14 protein-coding genes are annotated in these 21124 nt (G+C 62.1%); 7 read left to right on the top strand and 7 right to left on the bottom strand.

Annotated features, from left to right (window positions below):
* Positions 1–9: 9 nt before the first annotated feature.
* Both J7E36_RS05830 and J7E36_RS05825 read left to right on the top strand, forming a co-directional pair.
* The gene (locus J7E36_RS05830; RefSeq protein WP_215000794.1) at positions 10–1752 is read left to right on the top strand and encodes a PTS fructose-like transporter subunit IIB; all 1743 of its coding nucleotides are present in this window, start codon (positions 10–12) and stop codon (positions 1750–1752) included.
* Positions 1753–1950: 198 nt separating this feature from the next.
* Complete coding sequence (locus J7E36_RS05825; RefSeq protein ID WP_215000792.1) at positions 1951–3492, top strand: alkaline phosphatase D family protein; 1542 nt, start codon at positions 1951–1953, stop codon at positions 3490–3492.
* A gap of 131 nt (positions 3493–3623) precedes the next feature.
* Here the strand turns inward: J7E36_RS05825 and J7E36_RS05820 are convergent, their stop codons facing one another.
* Together J7E36_RS05820 and J7E36_RS05815 are read right to left on the bottom strand one after the other, a co-directional pair.
* Entirely contained in the window at positions 3624–6149 is a 2526-nt protein-coding gene (locus tag J7E36_RS05820) for a sulfite reductase flavoprotein subunit alpha (protein WP_215000817.1), read from the bottom strand.
* A gap of 312 nt (positions 6150–6461) precedes the next feature.
* A complete protein-coding gene (locus J7E36_RS05815; protein ID WP_215000789.1) occupies positions 6462–8777 on the bottom strand; it encodes a TonB-dependent receptor in 2316 nt (771 codons plus the stop codon).
* A gap of 208 nt (positions 8778–8985) precedes the next feature.
* On the opposite strand from J7E36_RS05815, the gene J7E36_RS05810 reads away from it, so the two are divergent.
* The 4 genes from J7E36_RS05810 to J7E36_RS05795 all read left to right on the top strand — a co-directional run bounded on the left by J7E36_RS05810 (position 8986) and on the right by J7E36_RS05795 (position 13843).
* Positions 8986–9666 carry a Fe2+-dependent dioxygenase gene (locus tag J7E36_RS05810; RefSeq protein ID WP_215000786.1) on the top strand — a complete coding sequence of 227 codons (681 nt, stop codon included), beginning with the start codon at positions 8986–8988 and terminating at the stop codon, positions 9664–9666.
* Positions 9667–10437 (top strand): tetratricopeptide repeat protein, encoded by a 771-nt coding sequence (locus J7E36_RS05805; protein ID WP_231286532.1) that lies wholly within the window; start codon positions 9667–9669, stop codon positions 10435–10437.
* 215 nt (positions 10438–10652) lie between these two features.
* Complete coding sequence (locus J7E36_RS05800) at positions 10653–12923, top strand: alpha-xenorhabdolysin family binary toxin subunit A (protein WP_215000783.1); 2271 nt, start codon at positions 10653–10655, stop codon at positions 12921–12923.
* A 20-nt stretch (positions 12924–12943) separates the two neighbouring features.
* On the top strand, positions 12944–13843 hold the full coding sequence (locus J7E36_RS05795) for a hypothetical protein (protein ID WP_215000781.1): 900 nt from the start codon (positions 12944–12946) through the stop codon (positions 13841–13843).
* Positions 13844–13892: 49 nt separating this feature from the next.
* Here the strand turns inward: J7E36_RS05795 and J7E36_RS05790 are convergent, their stop codons facing one another.
* The 5 genes from J7E36_RS05790 to J7E36_RS05770 form a co-directional block, all read right to left on the bottom strand.
* Positions 13893–15056: a type III PLP-dependent enzyme gene (locus J7E36_RS05790; protein WP_215000778.1), complete on the bottom strand. Its 1164-nt coding sequence runs from the start codon at positions 15054–15056 to the stop codon at positions 13893–13895.
* A 487-nt stretch (positions 15057–15543) separates the two neighbouring features.
* Positions 15544–16701: an osmoprotectant ABC transporter ATP-binding protein OsmV gene (locus J7E36_RS05785; RefSeq protein ID WP_215000775.1), complete on the bottom strand. Its 1158-nt coding sequence runs from the start codon at positions 16699–16701 to the stop codon at positions 15544–15546.
* A complete protein-coding gene (locus J7E36_RS05780) occupies positions 16698–17351 on the bottom strand; it encodes an ABC transporter permease (RefSeq protein ID WP_215000772.1) in 654 nt (217 codons plus the stop codon). The genes J7E36_RS05785 and J7E36_RS05780 overlap by 4 nt, the downstream gene beginning before the upstream one ends.
* Positions 17352–17363: 12 nt before the next feature.
* The gene (locus J7E36_RS05775; RefSeq protein WP_215000769.1) at positions 17364–18257 is read right to left on the bottom strand and encodes a glycine betaine ABC transporter substrate-binding protein; all 894 of its coding nucleotides are present in this window, start codon (positions 18255–18257) and stop codon (positions 17364–17366) included.
* A 25-nt stretch (positions 18258–18282) separates the two neighbouring features.
* On the bottom strand, positions 18283–18972 hold the full coding sequence (locus J7E36_RS05770) for an ABC transporter permease (protein ID WP_215000811.1): 690 nt from the start codon (positions 18970–18972) through the stop codon (positions 18283–18285).
* A 358-nt stretch (positions 18973–19330) separates the two neighbouring features.
* Here J7E36_RS05770 and J7E36_RS05765 point away from each other — a divergent pair, with 358 nt between their 5' ends.
* Positions 19331–20914, top strand: coding sequence for a peptide chain release factor 3 (locus tag J7E36_RS05765; protein ID WP_215000767.1), 1584 nt, complete (start codon positions 19331–19333; stop codon positions 20912–20914).
* The last annotated feature ends 210 nt before the right edge of the window (positions 20915–21124 follow it).

Genomic DNA, 21124 nt, shown 5'->3' with positions numbered 1-21124 from the left:
TTCGCAAGAATGAAATTAGCCATTGTGACGGCCTGCCCGAACGGCATGGTCACCAGTGTGTTGTGCGCCCGCCTGCTGGACGCGGCAGCGCAGCGCCAGGGTTGGAGCACCAGTGTCGAAGTGCATGACGTGGCCCATCCGGAACGCCAGTTGTCGGCGGCGACCTTAGAGGCAGCCGAGTGGGTCTTGCTGGTGGCCAGCGGCCCGGTGGATATGTCGCGGTTCGTCGGCAAGCGCCTGTTCCGCAGCACCCCGGCCCAGGCCCTGCAAGACGTCGATTCGCTGCTGCGCCGTGGCGCTGAAGAAGCCACGGTGTTTGCCGCGTCGGAGGTGCTGGAGGAGGCGCCTGCCGCTTCGGCCGAACGGACGCCGCGCCTGGTCGCCATTACCGCTTGCCCGACCGGCGTCGCCCACACCTTCATGGCCGCCGAGGCGTTGCAACAGGCGGCGAAGAAACTCGGTTATGACCTGCAAGTGGAAACCCAGGGTTCGGTGGGCGCACGCAACCCGCTGAGCGCCGAGACCATCGCCGAGGCCGACGTGGTGTTGCTCGCCACCGACATCGAGGTCTCTACCGAGCGTTTCGCCGGCAAGAAAATCTACCGCTGCGGCACCGGTATCGCCTTGAAGCAGGCCGAAGCCACGCTGAACAAGGCGCTTGCCGAAGGCCGTCAGGAAAGCGCTGCGAGCGGCGCCGCGGGCCCGGCCAAGTCGGAAAAAACCGGGGTCTACAAGCACCTGCTGACCGGGGTGTCGTTCATGCTGCCGATGGTGGTGGCGGGGGGATTGCTGATTGCGCTGTCGTTTGTGTTCGGCATCACGGCGTTCAAGGAGCCCGGCACGCTGGCGGCGGCGCTGATGCAGATTGGCGGCGACACCGCGTTCAAGTTGATGGTGCCGCTGTTGGCCGGTTACATCGCCTATTCCATCGCCGACCGTCCGGGCCTGGCGCCGGGGATGATTGGCGGGTTGCTGGCGAGCACCCTGGGCGCCGGTTTCATCGGCGGGATCATTGCCGGATTCCTGGCCGGTTACGCGGCCCAGGCGATCAACCGCTACGCGCGTCTGCCCCAGAGCCTGGAAGCGCTCAAGCCGATCCTGATCATTCCGTTGCTGGCGAGCCTGTTCACCGGTCTGGTGATGATTTACATCGTCGGCAAACCGGTGGCGGGCATGCTCGAAGGCTTGACCCATTTCCTCGACAGCATGGGTACCACCAACGCGATTCTATTGGGTGTGCTGCTGGGGGCGATGATGTGCGTCGACCTCGGCGGGCCGATCAACAAGGCCGCCTATGCGTTTTCGGTGGGCCTGCTGGCTTCGCAAAGTTATGCGCCGATGGCCGCGACCATGGCGGCCGGCATGGTGCCGCCGATTGGCCTGGGCATCGCCACCTTCATCGCCCGCCGCAAGTTTGCCCAGACCGAGCGCGAGGCCGGTAAGGCGGCGCTGGTGCTGGGGTTGTGCTTCATCTCCGAAGGTGCGATTCCATTCGCCGCCAAGGACCCGCTGCGCGTGATCCCGGCCAGCATCGCCGGTGGTGCATTGACGGGTGCGCTGTCGATGTACTTCGGCTGCAAGCTCATGGCCCCCCACGGCGGGCTGTTCGTGATGCTGATCCCCAACGCCATCAACCATGCGCTGCTGTATTTGCTGGCGATCGTGGCGGGGAGCCTGGTAACGGGTGTGGCGTATGCGTTGCTCAAGCGGCCTGAAGTGGCGGAGATGGCGCTGGAGCCTGCGAAAGCCTGAGCAGTTTTGGAAATAACGAAATCCCTTGTGGGAGCGAGCCTGCTCGCGATAGCGGTGTATCAGCCAACAACGCTGTTATCTGCCACTCCGCCATCGCGAGCAGGCTCGCTCCCACAGTTGTTTTGGGTTGTTCGTGCGATTGTTGTCACATGCGGTTAACACGGCCATGCTCTAGTTTTCCCATTTGAGGGAAAGTCCATGAGCGAATTCGACCAGGGCCGTCGCCGTGTTATCCAGGCGGTGGGGGCGGGGTTGTTGTTGCCGGGGTTGGCGCCGGCGGTGATGGCTTCGGTCAAGGACCGTCCGCTGCTCACCGACGGTGTCCAGTCCGGTGACTTGCAGGGCGACCGGGCGATGATCTGGAGCCGTTGCGACCGTCCGGCGCGGATGGTAGTGGAGTGGGACACCCGCAGCCATTTCCGCAATCCGCGCCGTTTCGTCTCGCCGCTGGCCGACAGCCGCAGCGATTTCACCGCCCGGGTCGAACTCACCGGCCTGCCGCCCGACCAGGCGATTTTCTACCGGGTACGCTTCGAAGACGCTCAGAGCGGTGTCGCCAGCGAACCCTGGTTCGGCCACTTGCGCAGCGTGCCGCAGTTCAAGCGCAACATCCGTTTTGTCTGGAGCGGCGACACCGTGGGCCAGGGCTTCGGCATCAACCCTGACATTGGCGGCATGCGCATCTACGAAGCCATGCGCCTGCGCCTGCCGGATTTCTTCATCCACAGCGGCGACACCATCTATGCCGACGGCCCGGTGCCGGCGCAACTCACCACGGAAGGCGGGCGCGTCTGGCGCAACCTCACCACCGAAGCCAAGAGCAAGGTCGCCGAGACCCTCGACGAGTATCGCGGCAACTACCGCTACAACCTGATGGACGAGAACGTGCGGCGCTTCAACGCCGAGGTGCCGCAGATCTGGCAATGGGACGACCACGAAGTGGTCAACAACTGGTCGCCGGGCAAGCAGCTGGATGAGCGTTACCAGACCAAGGATATCCAGCGCCTGGTGGGGCGTGCGCGACAGGCTTGGCTGGAGTACGCGCCGATGCGTTTGCAGAAGGCCGACCAGGGCGGACGGATCTATCGCAAGTTGAGTTACGGGCCGATGCTGGACGTGTTCGTACTCGACATGCGCAGCTACCGCGAAGCCAACGATGCCAACCTCGGCGCGGCCAAGCCGTTTCTCGGTCGCGAGCAATTGAATTGGCTCAAGCGCGAATTGAAGCAATCCCGCGCCCAATGGAAAGTCATCGCCGCCGACATGCCCATCGGCCTTGGCGTGCCCGACGGCGAGGTCAGCCCCGGCGTGCCGCGCTGGGAGGCGGTCGCCAACGGTGACCCTGGCCCGGCCCAGGGCCGTGAAGTGGAAATCGCCGAACTGCTCGGCTTCCTGCGCAAGCATCAAGTGCGCAACTACGTCTGGCTCACCGCCGATGTCCATTATTGCGCGGCCCATCACTATCACCCGGAACAGGCCGCGTTCCAGGATTTCGAACCGTTCTGGGAGTTCGTCGCCGGGCCGTTGAACGCCGGCAGCTTCGGGCCCAACGCCCTGGACAAGACCTTCGGCCCGGAAGTGGTGTTCCAGAAGGCGCCCGCGACCCAGAACGCCTCGCCGTTTGCCGGTTACCAGTTCTTCGGCGAGGTGAACATCGACGGCCAGAGCGGGGCGATGAGCGTAGTGTTGCGGGATCTGGAGGGGGTGGCGGTGTTCGAGAAGACGTTGGAGCCGGTCTGAATTTTTGCCGCATAACATCCCCCTGTGGGAGCGAGCCTGCTCGCGATGCGGTGTGCCAGTCGACAAATAGACTGTCCGATACACCGCTATCGCGAGCAAGCCCGCTCCCACAGGGAGGAAGGTGGGGGTTGTTAGTAAACGTCGCGCCGATACCGCCCCTGCTCGATCAATTGCTCCACGGCCTCACGCCCCAGCGCTTCGTTGAGCACCTGATCCACCCCCGACGCCATGCCCTGCAAGCTGCCGCAGACATAGATCACCGCGCCGTCGGCTAGCCATTGCTTGAGCAGCGCGGTGGATTCGCGCAGGCGGTCCTGGACGTAGACTTTATGTGGCTGATCCCGGGAGAACGCCAGGTCCAGGCGTTCCAGGTCGCCTGAGGTCACCCATTCCTGAAGCTCGTCGCGGCAGTGGAAATCGTGCTCGCGCTGGCGCTCGCCAAACAGCAGCCAGTTGCGCTGCATGCCTTGGGCCATACGGCCCTTGAGCAGGCTGCGCAGGCCGGCCAGGCCGGTGCCGTTGCCCAGTAGAATCATCGGCACGCCCTGAGGCGGCAGATGGAAACTGCTGTTGCGCCGCACGCGCAGGCTGATGGCGCTGCCCAGCGGGGCGTGTTCGGTGAGCCAGCCGGAGCCGACGCCCAGGCTGCCGTCGGCGTGACGCTCCTGGCGCACGATCAGTTCCAGCACGCCGTCGGCCGGGATCGAGGCGATGGAGTATTCGCGCAGTGCCAGCGGCGCCAAGGCCTCCACCAGTGCCTGGGCGTGCAGGCCCACCAGATGGGCACGGTTTTGCGGCAACTGGCGGGTGGCAAGGGCCTGGTTGAGGTCCTGGGGCAAGCCGTCGACCTGCACGCGAGCGTTGCCGGAGAGGCCCAGGCCGTCGAGAAAATGCTCGATGACCCCGAGGTCATTGCGCGGCGCCACTTCTACCAGGTCACCGGCCAGCCAGCTGCTCGGGCCAGGGGGTGTGAGGCTCAGCAGGTAGACACCCGAGCCCGTGCTATCCGGGTTGAGCAAGGTCCGTTGGCTCAGCGTCCAGTGTTCGTAACTCGGTGCCTGCCAGGTATCCGCTGGCGCCTGGCCGGTCAGCTCGGCCAATTGTTGCTGCCAGTGACGCAGGGCGTAAGGGTCGCCGCTGTCGACTTCCACCGGGGCAAACAAGGTCTTGCCGCCGTGCTCCGCCAGCCAGGCGTGCAGGCGCCGGGCGAAGCCGCAGAAGTGTTCATACTGGCGGTCGCCCAGGCCCAGCACCGAGTACTGCAGGCGTTCCAGGTCCAGGGCGCGGCCCAACACCTTGCGCTCGAAACCACGGGCGCTGTCCGGGCCTTCGCCGTCGCCGAAGGTGCTGACGACGAAGAGCGCGTGGGTGGCGCTGCCCAGGTCCTGTTCGCTGACCCCGGCCAGCGGCTGCACTTTCACCGGCAACCCGGCCGCCTGGAGCTGGCCGGCGGTTTGCCAGGCCAGTTGCTCGGCAAAACCGCTCTGGCTGGCGAAACCGATCAGCCAGGCAGGCCCGGCGGTCGAGTCGGTAACAAGCGCCTGGCGGGCCTGTTTCACCTGGTGCTTCTTGCGGCGTCGGTCCAGGTACAACAACCAGCCGGTGATGAAGAACAAGGGCATGGTCAGGGCCGCGACCGTCACCAGGATCCGTCCAACCAGGCCGAAATAACTGCCGACGTGCAACGCATAGACGCTGGTCAGCAACTGCGCCTTGAAGCTCTTGTCGCTGTAGCGGCTGTGCTGGCTGGCTTCGCCGGTGGCCGGGTCGAGCATGAGCTGGTTCAAGGCTCGGTCATGGGGCGAGTTTTTCAGCAGGTAGAACACCGTGGCGGGTTGCCCGGCCACCGGTGGCATGCGCACGTTGTAAGCGGACAGGTCCGGGCCGGCGGCGCTGTAGATGCTGCTCCACATGGCCCGGTAGTCGGCCACCGGTGGCGGGCCGCTTGGCGCCGGGCCGCGATTGCGCACGCGCTCTTGCTTGGGTGAATCGGAGAGCAGGCGGGTCACGCCCTTGTTGTACCAGTCGTAGGACCAGGTCAGCCCGGTCAGGGCCGCCAGCAGATAGAACACCAGGCACCAGGTGCCCGCCACCGAGTGCAAGTCCCACTGGAAGCTGCGACCTTTTTTCGCCCAGTCGAGGGTCAGCCAGGCGCGCCAGCTTTTCCACTGGCGGGGCCAGCGCAGGTACAAGCCGGACAGGCAGAAGAACACCAGGATCAGCGTACAGGCACCGGTAATCTGCCGGCCCACATCATCCAGGGTCAGCACACGGTGCAGCTTGAGCATGAAGCCGAAGAAATCCTGACCCGCTACCTCACCCATGAACTGAGCGTTATAGGGATTGAAGTAGCGCATGGCCCCGCGCTTTTCCCCGGGAGGCGCGGCGAAGATCACCCGCGCGGCGTTGCCGCTGTCGGTCTCGACCCAGAGCATGGCGACGGTTTTGCCGGACGCGGCCTCGATCTGTTCCACCAGTTCGGCGGGTGGCAGCACGCCGGCCGGTTGCTTCTCGACTGTCAGCACCTGCGGGTTCAGGGCCCGCAATATTTCGTCCTGGAACGACACCGCAGCCCCGGTGATGCCCATCAATGCCAGGACCAGCCCGGCACTGATGCCGAAAAACCAGTGCAACTGGAACAGGGTTTTCTTCAACACGTCGCCGCCTCGTTCATTCATTACTGTTCATCACGGCGCGCATTATGCCGTGTGTTATCGAGAAGCATTCATAAACACACATAAAAGCCCCGCTCATGGGGATGAGCGGGGCTTTTGTCCACTGCCAGCGATGGCGAGTCGAACCCTGTGGGAGCGAGCCTGCTCGCGATGGCGGCGTGTTGATCGTTCCCACGCTCTGCTTGGGGATGCCTCAGCGGACGCTTCGCGTTCGGCGCTTGGGACGCGGAGCGTCCCTGGCTGCATTCCCACGCGGAGCGTGGGGACGATCAAACCGCTCCGCATTCGGCTCGATCAGAAATGGAAATTGGTGCTCAGCAACGCGGTACGTCCGGCCGCCTGGTTGGCGAAATGGGTCGAGAACGCCTTGTCGTAGTAGGTTTCGTCGGTCAGGTTCTGCACGTTGAGTTGCAGGTCCAGGTGTTTGTTGACCTTGTAGTTGGCCATGGCGTCGTAGCGCACATACGAGTCGACCATGGTGGTGTTCGCCACGCTGCCGAACACGTCGTCGACGTAGAAGGCGCCGCCACCGATGGTCAGCTTCGAGGTCAGGGCGTACGTGGTCCAGACGCTGGCGCTGTTTTTCGGTGTGTTCGGCAGCTGGTTGCCGTCGGTGGTGCTCAGCGGGCCGCCATCGACCTGTTCACTGTCCAGGTAGCTGTAGCCGGCGAACACTTGCCATTTCTCGCTGATCTTGCCGCTGGCCGACAGTTCGAGGCCGTCGACACGGGTCTTGCCGGCATTCTCATAGGTGGTGGTATCGACCTGGACCCGCGCGTTCTCTTTCTCGGTGCGGAAAATCGCCGCGGTCAGCGAGAGGCGGTTGTCGAGCAGGTCCCACTTGGTGCCGATTTCATAGTTCTTGGTGGTTTCTGGCTCCATGTCGCTGGCGAGCAGGTTGCCGTTGCGGTCCGGCGTGCCACCCAACGGGTTGCCTTCGGTGCCTTCGCCGACCATGTTGCCCGGCGGCGTGGCCGAGGTGGCGTAGGAGGCATAGATGCTGCCGTTGTCCGCCGGTTTCCAGACCAGGCCGAACTGGCCGGTGACGAACTCGCTGGTGTCATCGCCCTTGGACGTGGTGGTACCGGCGGCGTTGTAGGTCTTGTACTTCGTGTCGAAATGGTCGTAGCGCAGGCCCATGTTCACCAGCCATTGCGGCGACAGTTCCAGGGTATCGAACACATAGAGCGCACGGGTGACGCTGGTGGTGTCGGTGCCGGCGTAGTTGCGCGCAATCGTGCCGTTCCACGGATCATTCGGGTTCGGGTTGGACAGCGAGGTGCAGTTGTAGCCGCTCGACGCGCCGACCATCGACGGCCTGCAGTTTGTGTTCGCGGCCGTGGTGCCCGGCACGGTGTCGGTATTGACGGTGTAGGAGGACTTTTCGCCCGTCTCGCGGCTCAACTCGATACCGGTGGAGAAGCTGTTCTTGAAGCCGGCGACGTAGAAGTCACCGAACAGATCGGTCTGGTTGGTGGTGGTGTCGACGTTGCTGACCCGGCTGTTGGCGCGGCGCCAGACCGTCCCGTTGTTGACGTTGCCCTTGCTGTCGTCGGGCTGGGTCAGGATGTAGTCCTGCATGCTCGAACCGTGGCGCAGGGTGTTCTTGACCGTCAGGGCATCGTTCAGGTCGTGCTCGATGGCGAAGGTCGCGGTGTCGTTGCGGGTCTTGCGGAAATCCCGATCGGTGAGGCCATAGAAATTGCTGCTGTCGCCGCCGTCGTCGGGCTTGTCCGGGTTGGCCTTGGTGCGATTGGCCGACAGGCCCGAGGCCGGCATGCTGTAGGGGATGCCGGAGTCCGGCAGGTCGTTGCTTTCCAGATGGTAGTAATCGAGGTTGACCCGGGTGTCGGTGCCCAGGCCGAACGCCAGCGACGGCGCGATGCCCCAGCGGTCGTTATTGACCTGGTCGCGACCGGCGACATTGCTTTCGTGGCTCATCAGGTTGAGACGGCCGGCGGCGGTGTCGCTGAACTGGTAGTTGCCGTCCAGGGTGTAGCGCTGGGTCTGGTCCGAACCCCAGGTGAAGCCGCCGTCGAGGGAGTCGCCCAAGTGCGCTTTCTTGCTCACCAGGTTGATGGTCCCGCCCGCCGCGCCACGACCGCCAACGGCGGAGTTCGGGCCCTTGCTGACTTCGATGGACTCCACGGCGAAGATCTCGCGGCTCTGGGAACCGGTGTCGCGCACGCCGTCGAGGTAGGTGTCGCCCTGGGCGTCGAAACCGCGAATGAACGGACGGTCGCCCTGGGGATTGCCCCCTTCACCGGCGCCAAAGGTGATACCGGGCACGGTGCGCAACGCATCCTGCATGTTCAGCGCGCCGGTGTCCTTGAGCACTTGCTGCGGGATGACGGTGACCGAGCGCGGGGTGTCGACCAAAGGCGCGGTGTATTTCGGGGAAGACGCTCTTTCAACCTGATAGGCCGTCGGGTCCTGGGCCTCGCCGGTGATGCTGGTGGCATCCAGGGCGATGGCGTTGCGCGGGGCTTTCTCGTCGGTGTCTGCCGCCTGGGCCATTTGCGTCGCGGACGTTGCGCTGAGGGCAACGCCAATGGCCGAAGCCAGCAGGCGCGGTGAGTTGACCGGTGATTGTGTTGGTTGACGCGACATGAATAATTTCCTTCCCCAAGGATTGAGGCCGCGGAATATAGGGTAAACAGGTCTTTGTATCAATTGCGAAATATTGCTATTTGAGATGAATTTACGTTCTTTACATTTTGCCTGTACGGTTTTGCCCAAGTGTTACGTGGCAGGGGTTGTGCACAGCCAATAAGAATCACTACCATTGGCGCCCTTTTTATCCACAGGCCCGACGCTCATGTTGCTGCACATTCCCGGCGTGTTCTCTCCAGAAGAAGTCCAGCGCATTCGCGAGGCACTGGAGCAGGCCGAGTGGGCGGATGGCAAGATCACGGCCGGTTTCCAGTCGGCCAAGGCCAAGCACAACCTGCAACTGCCCGAGGGTCACCCGCTGGCCAAGGAAATCGGCGCGGCGATGCTGGAACGGCTGTGGAAAAACCCGCTGTTCATGTCGGCGGCGCTACCGCACAAGGTATTCCCGCCGCTGGTGAACTGCTACACGGCCGGCGGCAGTTTCGATTTTCATGTCGACAACGCGGTGCGCCAGCCCAAGGGCAGCGCCGAGCGGGTCCGCACGGATCTGTCGGCCACGCTGTTCTTCAGCGACCCCCAGGACTACGACGGCGGCGAACTGGAAATCCAGGACACCTACGGCACCCAGCGGGTCAAGCTGCCGGCCGGCGACATGGTGTTGTATCCGGGGACCAGCCTGCACAAGGTCAACGCGGTGACCCGGGGGGCGCGCTACGCCTCGTTCTTCTGGACCCAGAGCCTGGTGCGCGAAGACAGCCAGCGGGCGCTGCTGTTCGAGATGGACGGCGCGATCCAGCAGCTCACCCGGGACGTGCCCGATCACCCGTCGCTGATCCGCCTGACCGGCACTTATCACAACCTGCTGCGCCGCTGGGTTGAGGTGTAAGTGGCGGATTTTCATCTGCGTCGTGAGGAGGTGCTCGACGGTGATGGCCTCAAGGCCATGCTCGACGAAAGCCCGGCACGGGCCGCCCAGGCGATCCTCATCGCTGCCGGCGAAGGCGTGCTCGAGGCCCAGGCCTTGCTCGGGCAGATCCTGCTGGACGGCCACGGCATCAGCCAGGATCGGCCGCTGGCCCTGCGCTGGTTCAGCATTGCCGCCGAGCGCGGGCACCTGATGGCGCGCAACATGCTCGGCCGGTGTCATGAACACGGTTGGGGCTGCAGTGCCGATGCTTCGATCGCCGCCGGGCATTATCGCCAGGCCGCCGAGGCGGGTCTGGACTGGGCGCTGTACAACTACGCCAACCTACTGGCGACCGGGCGTGGTGTGCTTGAGGATCAGGTGCAGGCGTTGAGGTTCTATCGCCACGCCGCCGAACTCGGTCATGCCAAGTCGATGAACCTGCTGGGGCGTTACCTGGAAGAGGGGCGCTACTGCCCGGCGGATCCGGTTGCCGCAGCCCAGTGGTATCGACGCTCAGCCGAAGGCGGTGATTTCCGTGGGCAGTTCAGCCATGGCTGCGTGCTGCTGGCCAGCGATCGGATGGACGAAGGATTGGTCTGGTTGCGTCGTGCCCTGGAGGCCGGCAATCTGAATTTCCTTTGGGTGGCCGTGCAAACGTTGTTGCAGGCGCAATGGCCTGAGTTGCGACCCATGTTTGAGGCTTATCAGGCGCGTATTGCAGTATTGGAACGTTCCAACAGCCTCGGGTAGTCCACACGCTGTTTCATTTATCCAAGTGCACTTGCCACCCGAACAAGTGCATTTGCGGGCGGGTATCATCCGCTAATGTTTGCATTGTTTTCCGTCTTTGACTTCCTTCGTTCCGATCGTCTAGTGTCCGAGCGCCTGTACAGTTGACTGGTACTTATGCTGCCGGCCCGGGTCAAAAACTCGCTGCCGGCATACAGATAATTAAAGGATTAATTATGAATGCTAATGCGGTCTGGAATGAGGCCTTGGAAGAAGCCTCGTCCGAAGACATCACCCGGTTTGCGCAACTGGCGCCGAAAACCCTGTCCAACGCCTCGGCGCCGACCCTTGAAGGTGAGTCCCGAGGCAAGGGGTTGTTACTGACCAGGAAACAGATCATTGACCTGAGAAAATACGAGGCGGCCGCCCTGGCGCTGCCCTATACCCTGGCGAACGTAAAGGACTACCTGAGCTTCGGTGATCCGGCCGGGGGCGGTCCGGGCCTGCGACCGGAAGATTTCCTGAGTACTTTCCGCGCCACCCGCAGCCATGCGCGTCGTTGGTCGCCGCTGCGTGAGTCGATCATGCTGACCGGCAGCCAGCTGAAACTGTTTGCCGCCAGCATGGCCATCTACGACAAAGCCATGGATGAAGTCTATGAAGATGTCCGGGCTTCCAGGGAACTTGATAAACATGATATTCGAACCCTGGAACAGTTGAAGAAACTGGAGTTGGAACTGGGGCACAAGTTTCCCGGTATTGAACTGGCGCCGGACACGGTGGAAGACGTTGGTTACTATCTCGAGCAGATCTACAAGAAGGTCGACGATAATCTCAAGGTTGTTAAAAACATAAAGCTGGCCTTGGATTACTTCGGTTATGACCTGCGCCAGCACATACTTCCCGATATCAAACTGCGCCTGGGTCTGATTGGCAGCACACTGTTGCCCGTCGAAGTCGACATGCTCAAGCGAGAGGTCGATGATCGCGCCTTGCGTATTGAAGAGAAGAATGACGAGTATGCCAAGGCAGTGGAAAAATCCCTGGGGGCTGTGGCAGGCATGAACGTGATCGGCCTGGCGCTGGCGATTTACCTGGGGGTGGAGGCCGAAAGTATCCGGGCCGAAAGGAACCGGCTCTATCAAGAGCAGGAAGCGGCGATTGAAGTGCTCAGGAGCAAGCACCAGACCCTCGGTTCCTTGAGCCGCGTCAAACATGATCTGCAAGGGCTTGAGCTGGTGGCGATCGACGCGGACATCGCCACGCAGAACCTCATGCATGTCTGGAATGTCCTGCACCTTTATGTCAAGACTTCCCAGGAGGCGGTTGCTCGCATCACTGATGCCCTGAGCCTGAGGCGCTTCATCCTGGCGTTCCGTGAAGTGGCGCTGCCCTGGAAGCAGATCGAACGCGATGCCGATGCACTGATCGCAGTGTTCAAGGAAGCCGATGAGGAGTACGAGCGCGTCTACGGCATCAGGATGCGCGCCGCGTTTGTGCTGGCCCCGAAAAATGACTACCCAACCGTCGATCCCGGGATCATGGCTGACAGTCACCGCCTGATGAATGACGGCGCGGTGCAAGCCCGCATGCTGTTCATCCAATGGAATTACCTGCCGCAGTTGCATGATCGGTTCGTTGACCTGGTGCTCAACGTGGGTAAAAGCAGCCAGGTGCTGGGCGAGGCAGCATTAAGCACAAGGGTGGCGCTCGAAGGCCGGGCTCGTCGCCTGCAAGAGCTGGAGAAAGAGCGGGTGCGGGCCGTTGACGAGCACGATATCCAGGAAATCGAGGCTGACCGTGCCGCAGAGCTGGAGCAGATGAGCCGTTGCGTGACGCAGTCCACTCGTCAACTCAGCGATCAATTGTCGGTCATTCGCGATGTTTTTGATCGGCGCTTGAGCCAGGGTTTCATTGACGACCTGGAAAAGGAACAACGTGCCCTGGAGGTCGCTCTCAAACGGTTGGAAGACCAACGCACGGAGCGCCAGAAAGCCCGTAGCCAGGCCGGCGAGGCCATCGGCTTGCTCAAGAAGGGCGGTGTCGAAGCGATTGGCAACGACCTGGTGCTGACGCTGGAGCAGGTGACAAAGCTCGGTATCGCGCCGCCTGAAATCCAATTGGTCATGCAGGCGATCGAGCAGTTGAAAAAGACCCTCGTGCAGGTTGGCGAAGGCGTTCGTTTTCTCGACATGGTGCGCGCACGGGACCAACTGGCCGGGAGCGTCCAGGCACTGGCCGTTGATATCGACAAGAAAACCACCCGGCTCAACGCTCTCAAGGGCAAGGTCCGCTTCATCCATGTCATCCACGCCATTGACGATGAGCGTCGGCGCTATGTGGGCGAGTATCAAGGCGTGGTCGAAGCGTACCGATCGTTCGCCCGGCTGATCGAGGCGAACGCGTACCTGGAAGAGCACGAGCGCAGCCTTGACCTCATCCATCAGACCCAGCGATTCATTGCGTTTGTGAATCCGCTGTCCCTGCCATCGGCAACCCATGGATGATGATTCGGCGGTGATTGATCATGGGCGACTTTCTGTGGGACGAGAAGAGCTTCTCGGCCTTGAGCGAATACATCCGGTTCTTGAGCGATCTGCCGGACACCTTGGTTGAGATCGAGCATTTTTCCAGCGTTTTTCGCAGGTCGGGGCATGTGCTGCTGCCCCCACCTGATGCGCAGGCCTTGACGCGGGCGGCCACTGACAATGAAGGCCGCTGGCGGGCGATTGTCGGGCTCGTGCCGTCATTGGGTTTCGTGGGCCATCGGGTGGCCGAGCAAACGGCGACCTTTGTGCGGGAGTTCGAACAAGTGGCTCAGGACGCCAGGCAGCCGGCGTTACTGGGAGGTGTCGACCCCTCGCGATTCACGCCGGTCAATTTCGGTGGGCGGGGAAGCAATTGCACCTGGGACCTCATGCAATTGATCGACAACCTCTGTCGGTGGCTGGATCAATGTGCGGAGCTGGTTGCGCGTCTCAAGACCTGGGTCGCCGCAGTTTCCCAGACCGTCCACGGCCTCTTCGCGCGCTTCATTGAGCTGTTGACGTTGAGGTTATGTACCTGTCACGGACCTGATCCCAGGATCGAGATCTACTATGTTCTGGGGCGAATCATCCTGCCGAGCATGCACTACGACCCGGGAAGGCATTACTCCGAGGCGCAACGCAAGGCATTGGCCCGAGCGCACCTGCAGGCGTTGAGGGGGCTTTATGTCAGGTCAACGTCGGCCGGTAATAACATTGCCGACCTGTGCCATCGCATGGGGTATTTCCTGACGCAGGTCAAGCGTGAGCTGCAAACCAATGATCGACACCAGCGTCTGCGACGGGCAAGAACCTCGTTCTCACAGTTGGCCTATCCATTGGCGCAATTGAATGAAATGGCCCATGCGTTGGGCTCGACATCGTTGCGGTTGGAACCATGAAAAAAGCCCGTGACATCCGTCACGGGCTTTCGGTCAAGCGGGCAGCGATTTACACGTAGAACGATTTCAATGGCGGGAAGCCGTTGAATTCCACGGCGCTGTAGCTGGTGGTGTAGGCACCGGTCGACAGCCAGTACAGACGGTCACCGATGGCCAGGTTCAGGGGCAGGCCGTACTTGTAGTTTTCATACATGATGTCGGCGCTGTCGCACGTCGGGCCGGCGATGACCACTTCTTCCATCTCGCCTTTCTTCTCGGTCCAGATCGGAAACTTGATGGCTTCGTCCATGGTTTCGATCAGGCCGGAGAACTTGCCCACGTCGGTGTACACCCAGCGCTCGACGGCGGTACGGGATTTACGTGCCACCAGCACCACTTCGCTGACCAGGATGCCGGCGTTGGCAATCAACGAGCGGCCCGGTTCCAGGATGATTTCCGGCAGGTCATCGCTGAAGTCTTCCTTGAGGAAGCGGATGATTTCTTCGGCGTAGGTTTCCAGGCTGTTGGTGCGGGTGATGTAGTTGGCCGGGAAGCCGCCGCCCATGTTGATCAGCTTCAAGACAATGCCGTCTTCTTCCTTCAGGCGTTCGAAGATCACCTTGACCTTGGCGATGGCGGCGTCCCAGACGCTGATGTCGCGCTGCTGCGAACCAACGTGGAACGAAATGCCGTACGGCACCAGGCCCAGGTCGCGGGCCAGGATCAGCAGGTCCATGGCCATGTCGGTCTGGCAGCCGAACTTGCGCGACAGCGGCCAGTCGGCCGTGGTCGAACCTTCGGTAAGAATACGTACATAGACTTTCGAACCCGGTGCGGCCTTGGCGATGTTGCGCAGGTCGGCTTCGGAGTCGGTGGCGTACAGGCGCACGCCTTTCTCGTAGAAGTAACGGATGTCCCGGGATTTCTTGATGGTGTTGCCGTAGCTGATCTGGTCCGGGCCCACGCCACGGCTCATGACCTTATCCAGCTCATAGATCGAGGCGATGTCGAAGTTCGAGCCCTTTTCCTTGAGCAGGTCGATGATTTCCACCGCCGGGTTGGCCTTGACGGCGTAGTAGACCTTGGCGAAGTCGAAACCGGCGCGCAGGTCGTCATAGGCCTTGGAGATCATCGCGGTGTCGATCACCACGAACGGGGTTTCCTGCTTGTCGGCGAACGCTTTCATTTTCTGGAAGGTTTCGCGCGCGAAATAATCTTCGACCTGGATCGACATACTTGGGACTCCTACTGGCAAACATCAGGATCAATGGGTTTGAGGGCAAGCTGCCCCCGTGAACGTCCTCCGTATCCCCACTTTGGTTCGCCTACTTCCCAAGGCATGTCGCCGAAAGCAAAAAGGCCATGGGTTGTGTGGTGCCCTTGGCCTTGCTGTCTCGTCGTCAGTACTTGAGCCGGATGGATCGTTTCCAGCATGGACGTTCGGCGCGAACTGTAGGGCGTGAGGGGCCTGAGATCAACTAAAAATGTCGCGTTTTTGCACACATCCGTCGTGCGGTCCGCGACAGCTCCTGATGTAACCGACCTGTGTGACAGAGTGATGTTCCCGCTGGATGAATAATCGGGGTGTTTGCTGATCGTTCCCACGCTCTGCGTGGGCACGCAGCCCGGGACGCTCTGCGTCCCCAAAGCCGAACGCGGAGCGTCCGTTGAGGGGTTCCCACGCGGAGCGTGGGAACCATCAGGCAGGGTTTGTGGGGCGCTCAGGCCTGCGCTGTCTCGGCCGGCGAAACGATGCTGGTCTTGCCCCCACGGGACTTGCCGGAGCTCAGGTATTCGGCGATCGACTCCTGGGTCACCTCGCCGAGGAACACCCGTTCGGCATCCATCACCGGCAGCCACGAGCGGTTGAACTCGTACATGCGCGACAGCAGGATCCGCAAGTGCTCGTCATAGGCCGCCGTGGCGTTGAACTCGCGCAAGAACTGGGCGCAGACGCCGGTCTGGCGGAGCAGGTCACGACGGCGGACGTAGCCCAGCGCCTTATTCTCGGCACAGGTGACTACCACATAGCGACGGTCATGTTCGTCCATCAGCTCCAGCGCCTCGACCACCGGTGTTTGCGGGCTGACCGAAGGCGCGTTGTCCGCCGCGTCCTCGGCCTTGACCAGCAACAGCCGCTTGAGCGTGCTGTCCTGGCCGACGAAGTTGCTGACGAACTCATCGGCCGGGTGCGCCAGCAGCGTGTCCGGGTGATCGCACTGGACCAGCTTGCCGGCGCGGAAGATCGCAATCTTGTCGCCCAGCTTGATGGCTTCGTCGATGTCGTGGCTGACCATGATCACGGTCTTGTTCAGGGCCCGTTGCATCTCGAAGAACTCGTTCTGGATCATCTCGCGGTTGATCGGATCGACTGCGCCGAACGGTTCGTCCATCAGCAACAGCGGCGCATCGGCCGCCAACGCGCGGATCACGCCGATCCGCTGCTGCTGGCCGCCCGACAGTTCCCGCGGGTAGCGATGCAGGTACTGCTTGGGTTCGAGCTTGATCATGCTCATCAGCTCGCGGGCGCGGTCGTGGCATTTCTGCTTGTCCCAGCCGAGCAGCTTGGGCACCACGACGATGTTTTCCTCGATCGTCATGTTGGGGAACAGACCGATCTGCTGGATCACGTAGCCGATGTTGCGGCGCAAGGTCACTTCGTCGAGGTCGGTGGTGTCTTCGCCGTTGATCAGGATCTTGCCCGAGGTCGGTTTGATCAGCCGGTTGATCATCTTCAGCGTGGTGCTCTTGCCACAGCCCGACGGCCCGAGGAACACGCAGATCTCGCCTTCGTTGACGGTCAGGTTCACCGAGTCCACGGCCTTTACATCCTTGCCGTTGCTCTTGAAGGTTTTGCTGAGGTTTTGAAGTTCGATCATTTGAGAAGTCCTTTTGGAGTCAGCGAGCGTTGCAGCCATTGCAGAAGCAGGTCGGCGAAGATGGCCAGGAGGCTGACCAGCACGGCGCCGACGATCAGCATCGACATGTCGCTGCGGCTGATGGAAGCGAGGATGAGCACGCCAAGACCGCCGGCGCCGATGGTGGCGGCGATGGTCATGACACCGATGTTCATGACCACGGCGGTGCGCACGCCGGCCAGGATCACCGGCACGGCGATGGGCAGTTCGACCATGCGCAGGCGCTGGCCGAAGGTCATGCCGATGCCGCGGGCCGCTTCACGGATGCCGGGTTCGACGCCGGTGAGGGCCAGGTAGGTGTTGCGTATGATCGGCAACAGGGAATACAGGAACACGGCAGTGATCGCCGGCATCGGCCCCAGGCCCTGGCCGAATTTCGAATAGAACGGCAACAACAGGCCGAACAGGGCAATCGACGGGATCGTCAGCAACACCGTCGCGCTGGCCTGCAACGGCCCGGCGAGCGCTGGAAAGCGCGTCATGAAAATACCCAGCGGCACGCCGACGAGAATCGCCAGGGTGACGGCGATGCCGACCAGCGTGACGTGCTGCCAGGTCAGGTGCATCACTTGCTGCCAGTCGAGATGGGAAAAGGCGTTCAACAATTCCATGGCTTTTCCTCCTCAGTGGATGGGGTGTTGGCGCAGGAAATCGGCGGCCACGGTGGAAGGGCTTTCGTGGTCGACATCGACCCGGGCGTTGAGTTGGCGCATGGTTGCGTCGTCGAACAGCGCGGCCAGGGGCTTGAGTTGTTCGGCCAGTTGCGGATGCGCATCGAGAAACGCCTGGCGCACCACCGGCGCGGCGGTGTAGTCGGGGAAGTAATGCTTGTCGTCTTCCAGCAACTTCAGCTTGAACGCGTTCAGCCGGCCGTCGGTGGTGTACACCAGGCCGGCGAACACCTGGCCGTTGCGCAGGGCGGTGTAGACCAGCCCGGCATCCATCTGCCGGATGTTCTGGCGGGTCAGGTTCATGCCGTACTGCTTGACCATGCCGGCCAGGCCGTCGGAGCGGTTGGCGAACTCGGTGTCGAGGGCCACCAGGTGGTTGTCCTTGGCCTCAGCCTGCAACACGGTGTTCAACTGGCTGATGTTGTTGATCTGCGGGTACTCGCGCGCGACTTTCTCTGGCAGCGCCAGGGCATAGGTGTTGCTGAACTTCGACGGCGCCAGCCAGACCAGGCCTTTTTTCGCGTCGAGTGCTTTCACTCGGGCGTAGGACTGCGCGCTGTCGAGTTTCTCCGTGACGTGGTTATAGGCCACCAGCGACACGCCGGTGTATTCCCAGAGCAGATCCAACTGCCCGGTTTCATGGGCGCTGCGGGCCAGGTTGCTGCCCAGGCCGCCGGTGATCTGCGCGTCGTAACCCTTGCTGCGCAGGTATTGCGCGGTGATTTCCGCCAGCAGTGTCTGCTCGGTGAATACCCGGGCGCCGAGGCGGATCAGCGGTTTTTCCGCCGCTTGGGCGAACCCGGCGACCAGCAGGACGCAGCCCAGTATCAAGCTCAACTTCTTCATAACGATTTCCTTTATCCAGCCCGCTTCATGACGGTCGCAGACCGCGTTCCAGCCAGAGGCGGCTGGCCAGTGTCACCAGGCCGTCGAGCAGCAACGCCAGCAGCGCGGTGCAGGCCGCGCCGAGCAACAGTTGCGGCTGGTTGTTCAAGGCAATGCCGGGGAAAATCAGGCTGCCCAGGCTGTTGGCTCCGATCAGGAACGCCAGTGGGGCGGTGCCGACGTTGATCGCCAGGGCCACGCGTACGCCACCGATGATGATGGGCACGGCGTTGGGCAACTCGACTTTGAACAGCACCTGGCGCGGGGTCATGCCGATGCCGACGGCGGCTTCCTTGAGAGAACCCTGGACATTCTTCAGCCCTTCATAGGTGTTGCGCACGATGGGCAGCAGCGAGGCGAGGAACAAGGCGAAGATCGCCGGCCCGCCGCCGATGCCCAGCACGCCCAGGGCGATGGCCAGCACGGCCAGGGGCGGCACGGTGTTGCCGATGTTGAACACTTGCATGAAGCGTTCGGCGCGCCCGACCATGCCGGGGCGGCTCAGGGCGATACCGGCCGGGATGCCGACGATCAGGGCCGCCAGCATCGAAGCCAGCACCAGCATCAGGTGGGCTTGCAGGTAGAACAGCAGATCGTCGCGGTAATGCTCGATGGTATCGATACCGATCCAGTGGACCAGCAGGGCCAGGAGGGCGACGACGACCGCACCTCCCATCAGCCCTTTGCCATAGCGGATAGCCACAGGCGGACTCCTTTGTCTTTCAGTCGGCGCACGCTTGCCCGGGCGGCGAACCTTCATTGGATGCCGGGAAAACGTTCGCGAGAAGCAGCTCTTTTCGATGTCGGCCAGCGGCAGCTAATGGGAGCCATGAGCGCAGCCTCGTCAGGCTAACTTGCTGATTTTTCAGGCCCTGACGCATAGCCGCAGCAGGGGGGTGGACGTCTGCGTGCGGCAAAAGGTTCCCCGGTCGGGGAAGATCAGGCCACCCCGGATGTGCTCAACGGTTCGGTTCCTGGCACAACTTGAGCTATAATCGCCGCCCTTTTTTGAATCACCTGCCAGGCGATTTCCCATGACCAAACAGGCCGCCGAAGTCGCGAAACGCCGCACTTTCGCCATTATTTCCCACCCCGATGCCGGTAAGACCACCATCACTGAAAAGCTGTTGCTGATGGGCAAGGCGATTGCGGTCGCCGGCACGGTGAAGTCACGCAAGTCCGACCGCCATGCCACCTCCGACTGGATGGAAATGGAAAAACAACGGGGTATTTCCATTACCACGTCGGTCATGCAATTCCCGTATCGTGATCACATGATCAATCTGCTCGACACCCCGGGCCACGAAGATTTCTCCGAAGACACCTACCGCACCCTGACCGCGGTGGACTCGGCGCTGATGGTCCTCGACGGCGGCAAGGGCGTCGAGCCACGGACCATCGCGCTGATGGACGTCTGCCGTCTGCGGGATACGCCGATTGTCAGCTTCATCAACAAACTCGACCGTGACATCCGCGACCCGATCGAACTGCTCGACGAGATCGAAGCGGTCCTGAAGATCAAGGCCGCGCCGATCACCTGGCCGATTGGCTGCTACCGCGACTTCAAGGGCGTGTACCACCTGGCGGACGACTACATCATCGTCTACACCGCCGGCCACGGGCATGAGCGCACCGAAACCAAGATCATCGAAAAGCTCGATTCGGACGAAGCCCGCGCGCACCTGGGCGACGAGTACGACCGCTTCGTCGAACAACTGGAACTGGTGCAGGGCGCCTGCCATGAGTTCAACCAGCAGGAGTTCCTCGACGGCCAGTTGACCCCGGTGTTCTTCGGGACCGCCCTGGGCAACTTCGGTGTCGACCATGTGCTCGATGCCGTGGTCGATTGGGCCCCGCGCCCGCTGCCGCGAGTCGCCAACGAACGCACCGTCGAGCCGGTGGAAGAGAAGTTCGCCGGCTTCGTGTTCAAGATCCAGGCAAACATGGACCCCAAGCACCGCGACCGCATCGCGTTCATGCGCATCTGCTCCGGCAAATACGAAAAAGGCATGAAGATGCGCCACGTGCGCACCGGCAAGGACGTGCGCATCGGCGACGCCTTGACCTTCTTCTCCTCGGAACGTGAGCAACTGGAAGAAGCCTTCGCCGGCGATATCATCGGCCTGCACAACCACGGCACCATCCAGATCGGCGACACCTTCACCGAAGGCGAAGCCCTGGGCTTCACCGGCATTCCGCACTTCGCCCCGGAACTGTTCCGCCGCGTGCGCCTGAAAGACCCGCTCAAGTCCAAGCAACTGCGCCAGGGCTTGCAGCAACTGGCCGAAGAGGGCGCCACCCAGGTGTTCTTCCCGGAGCGCAGCAACGACATCATCCTCGGCGCGGTCGGTGTGCTGCAGTTCGACGTCGTCGCCAGCCGTTTGAAGGAGGAATACAAGGTCGAGTGCTCCTACGAACCGATCACCGTCTATTCCGCCCGCTGGATCGAGTGCAGTGATAAGAAGAAGCTCGAAGAGTTCTCCAACAAGGCCGTGGAAAACCTCGCCCTGGACGGCGGCGGCCACCTGACCTACCTGGCGCCGACCCGGGTCAACCTGGCGCTGATGGAAGAGCGCTGGCCGGACGTGAAATTCCGCGCGACGCGGGAGCATCACTAAGCATCAAGTGTCAAACCGAAAACCCGCTGCGAAAGCCGCGGGTTTTTTGTGGGGGCGAAAAAGTTGTTTTAGCCCAGTCATCCGCAACAAGATGCGTGCTGCCTTTTTGCTATTGGGCAACTCTGGCATGGGTGGCGATGCATTTTTATGGGTGTCAGAACTTCAGTGGATTCCGTGCAGAACCTAACAGTTCTGCTAGTGGCTGAAGGC

The organism is Pseudomonas fluorescens (assembly GCF_018614775.1).
In the GTDB taxonomy this organism is placed as follows: Bacteria; Pseudomonadota; Gammaproteobacteria; order Pseudomonadales; family Pseudomonadaceae; genus Aquipseudomonas; species Aquipseudomonas fluorescens_BY.
Note: the sequence above shows the minus strand (reverse complement) of the source record. Positions and strands in the feature narration are given on the sequence as shown.

What these genes read in the sequence shown, in the direction of transcription:
- J7E36_RS05785 (WP_215000775.1), bottom strand. Translation starts at nt 16,701, where the DNA reads ATGATCGAACTTCAAAACCTCAGCAAAACCTTCAAGAGCAACGGCAAG.
- J7E36_RS05830 (WP_215000794.1), top strand. Translation starts at nt 10, where the DNA reads ATGAAATTAGCCATTGTGACGGCCTGCCCGAACGGCATGGTCACCAGT.
- J7E36_RS05780 (WP_215000772.1), bottom strand. Translation starts at nt 17,351, where the DNA reads ATGGAATTGTTGAACGCCTTTTCCCATCTCGACTGGCAGCAAGTGATG.
- J7E36_RS05815 (WP_215000789.1), bottom strand. Translation starts at nt 8,777, where the DNA reads ATGTCGCGTCAACCAACACAATCACCGGTCAACTCACCGCGCCTGCTG.
- J7E36_RS05800 (WP_215000783.1), top strand. Translation starts at nt 10,653, where the DNA reads ATGAATGCTAATGCGGTCTGGAATGAGGCCTTGGAAGAAGCCTCGTCC.
- J7E36_RS05790 (WP_215000778.1), bottom strand. Translation starts at nt 15,056, where the DNA reads ATGTCGATCCAGGTCGAAGATTATTTCGCGCGCGAAACCTTCCAGAAA.
- J7E36_RS05795 (WP_215000781.1), top strand. Translation starts at nt 12,944, where the DNA reads ATGGGCGACTTTCTGTGGGACGAGAAGAGCTTCTCGGCCTTGAGCGAA.
- J7E36_RS05770 (WP_215000811.1), bottom strand. Translation starts at nt 18,972, where the DNA reads ATGGGAGGTGCGGTCGTCGTCGCCCTCCTGGCCCTGCTGGTCCACTGG.
- J7E36_RS05810 (WP_215000786.1), top strand. Translation starts at nt 8,986, where the DNA reads ATGTTGCTGCACATTCCCGGCGTGTTCTCTCCAGAAGAAGTCCAGCGC.
- J7E36_RS05825 (WP_215000792.1), top strand. Translation starts at nt 1,951, where the DNA reads ATGAGCGAATTCGACCAGGGCCGTCGCCGTGTTATCCAGGCGGTGGGG.
- J7E36_RS05775 (WP_215000769.1), bottom strand. Translation starts at nt 18,257, where the DNA reads ATGAAGAAGTTGAGCTTGATACTGGGCTGCGTCCTGCTGGTCGCCGGG.
- J7E36_RS05765 (WP_215000767.1), top strand. Translation starts at nt 19,331, where the DNA reads ATGACCAAACAGGCCGCCGAAGTCGCGAAACGCCGCACTTTCGCCATT.